Source organism: Shigella sp. FC1567, assembly GCF_001743015.1.
GTDB lineage: Bacteria > Pseudomonadota > Gammaproteobacteria > Enterobacterales > Enterobacteriaceae > Escherichia > Escherichia coli.
The window spans coordinates 1-2,449 of sequence record NZ_MIIV01000213.1 but is presented as its reverse complement, the minus strand read 5'-3'; the positions used below and the strand labels follow the sequence as shown (position 1 = coordinate 2,449).

2 protein-coding genes and 3 pseudogenes are annotated in these 2,449 nt (G+C 44.9%); 4 read left to right on the top strand and 1 reads right to left on the bottom strand.

The annotated features are described in order from the left end of the window. Positions 1–98 precede the first annotated feature (98 nt). Positions 99–182, bottom strand: a pseudogene (locus tag BHE85_RS27510) (hypothetical protein); the annotation flags it as partial. A gap of 592 nt (positions 183–774) precedes the next feature. Here BHE85_RS27510 and ccdA point away from each other — a divergent pair. The 4 genes and pseudogenes from ccdA to ipaH9.8 all read left to right on the top strand — a co-directional run. After that, positions 775–993, top strand: a complete 219-nt coding sequence (gene ccdA / locus BHE85_RS13345; RefSeq protein WP_000813626.1) for a type II toxin-antitoxin system antitoxin CcdA — start codon at positions 775–777, stop codon at positions 991–993. Between the two features lies 1 nt (position 994). After that, entirely contained in the window at positions 995–1,300 is a 306-nt protein-coding gene (gene ccdB, locus BHE85_RS13340; RefSeq protein WP_001159860.1) for a type II toxin-antitoxin system toxin CcdB, read from the top strand. 35 nt (positions 1,301–1,335) lie between these two features. Beyond that, a pseudogene (locus BHE85_RS13335) lies at positions 1,336–1,431 on the top strand (transposase domain-containing protein); the annotation flags it as partial. 261 nt (positions 1,432–1,692) lie between these two features. Then, positions 1,693–2,449: pseudogene (gene ipaH9.8 / locus BHE85_RS13330) on the top strand (T3SS effector E3 ubiquitin-protein ligase IpaH9.8); the annotation flags it as partial.

The window sequence follows — 2,449 nt, the reverse complement described above, 5'->3', positions numbered from 1 at the left end:
AGACCGCACGAATATAATGGTGGGTTACCCCCAAACGAATCGGAAAATCGATACTGGAAAAACTCTAACTCGGTGGCCAGTTTTTGTTGACCACTTCAGTGATTATTGGCTCTGGCGACGGCTTTCAGAACCTCTTTCACCATTCTGGTGTGGACTTTCTGGTGCTCCAGGTTGTGTGACATGGGAACTCATTCTGGATGGTTACTCTGAAAGCTCATATTCTGCCACACCCCGATTTGCAGCCGCCAGGCTGCCGTGGTTCGTGAACCGGGCTATAACCTGCAGTCGGTTGTTGAACGCCTGACAACAGGAAATCAGCCAGGCCAGCAACCACGCGGACTGACAGAGAATCAGAACCTGAATCAGCCTGAAATCATACCCGGGGCAGTACTTCATCACCAGTCACCAATACCCGTGTCAGTACTTCGCGGCCTGACGCGATCACCCGACTCAGTACTTCTGAGCCCGCCTCCGGTACCATTCTCTGTGGGCCCGTACACAACAACAGAAAAGGGTGCCCGGCCCGGGGCGCAACCGTATTACACTTCCGGAAAATCGTTATACGCAGAAAAATCGGATCACGCTGTGCCTGCTTTCATGTAATTTACTTACGGTGTTATAAGTATGCTAATTATCGTATAAAAAAATCGCAGCAGAAAAAATTGTATTAAAAACTTATAGTGAATTAATGGTGTACTTTTTATGGATATTGATGGTTTGTACCATTAATATATACTCATATACATATCATAAGTATGTTTTTGAGGGCTTATCATGAAGCAGCGTATTACTGTCACTATAGACAGTGACAGCTATCAGTTACTTAAATCCGCAAACGTGAATATCTCAGGCCTGGTAAATACGGCCATGCAAAAAGAGGCCCGCCGTCTGCGTGCGGAACGCTGGCAGGCTGAAAATCAGCAGGGGATGGCTGAGATCGCCCGTTTTATTGAAATGAACGGCTCTTTTGCCGATGAGAACAGGGACTGGTGAAATGCAGTTTAAGGTTTACGCCTATAAAAGAGAGAGTCGTTATCGTCTGTTTGTGGATGTACAGAGTGACATTATTGACACGCCCGGACGACGGATGGTGATCCCCCTGGCCAGTGCCCGCCTGCTGTCAGATAAAGTCTCCCGTGAGCTTTACCCGGTGGTGCATGTCGGGGATGAAAGCTGGCGCATGATGACCACTGATATGGCCAGTGTGCCGATCTTCGTTATCGGGGAAGAAGTGGCTGATCTCAGCCACCGCGAAAATGACATCAAAAACGCCATTAACCTGATGTTCTGGGGAATATAAATGTCAGGCTAGGGTCAAAAATCGTGGCGTTGACAAAATGGCTGCGTTACGTCATTGAGCATATCCAAGACTGGCCGGCAAACCGGGTACGCGATCTGTTGCCCTGGAAAGTTGATCTGACCTCTCAGTAAATATCAATACGGTTCTGACGAGCCGCTTACCGTTCAAATATGAAGTACGATGTTTAACTAACCGAAAAACAAGAACAATACGGTGCAAACAGGCCATTCACGGTTAACTGAAACAGTATCGTTTTTTTACAGCCAATTTTGTTTATCCTTATTATAATAAAAAAGTGCTGAAGTTCATTTCATGGAATGAACTTCATAAAAACTCCTGCTTATTTCTTTTAACAAAGCCATTTGTCCACCGGCTTTAACTGGATGCCCATCATGTTACCGATAAATAATAACTTTTCATTGCCCCAAAATTCTTTTTATAACACTATTTCCGGTACATATGCTGATTACTTTTCAGCATGGGATAAATGGGAAAAACAAGCGCTCCCCGGTGAAGAGCGTGATGAGGCTGTCTCCCGACTTAAAGAATGTCTTATCAATAATTCCGATGAACTTCGACTGGACCGTTTAAATCTGTCCTCGCTACCTGACAACTTACCAGCTCAGATAACGCTGCTCAATGTATCATATAATCAATTAACTAACCTACCTGAACTGCCTGTTACGCTAAAAAAATTATATTCCGCCAGCAATAAATTATCAGAATTGCCCGTGCTACCTCCTGCGCTGGAGTCACTTCAGGTACAACACAATGAGCTGGAAAACCTGCCAGCTTTACCCGATTCGTTATTGACTATGAATATCAGCTATAACGAAATAGTCTCCTTACCATCGCTCCCACAGGCTCTTAAAAATCTCAGAGCGACCCGTAATTTCCTCACTGAGCTACCAGCATTTTCTGAGGGAAATAATCCCGTTGTCAGAGAGTATTTTTTTGATAGAAATCAGATAAGTCATATCCCGGAAAGCATTCTTAATCTGAGGAATGAATGTTCAATACATATTAGTGATAACCCATTATCATCCCATGCTCTGCAAGCCCTGCAAAGATTAACCTCTTCGCCGGACTACCACGGCCCACGGATTTACTTCTCCATGAGTGACGGACAACAGAATACACTCCATCGCC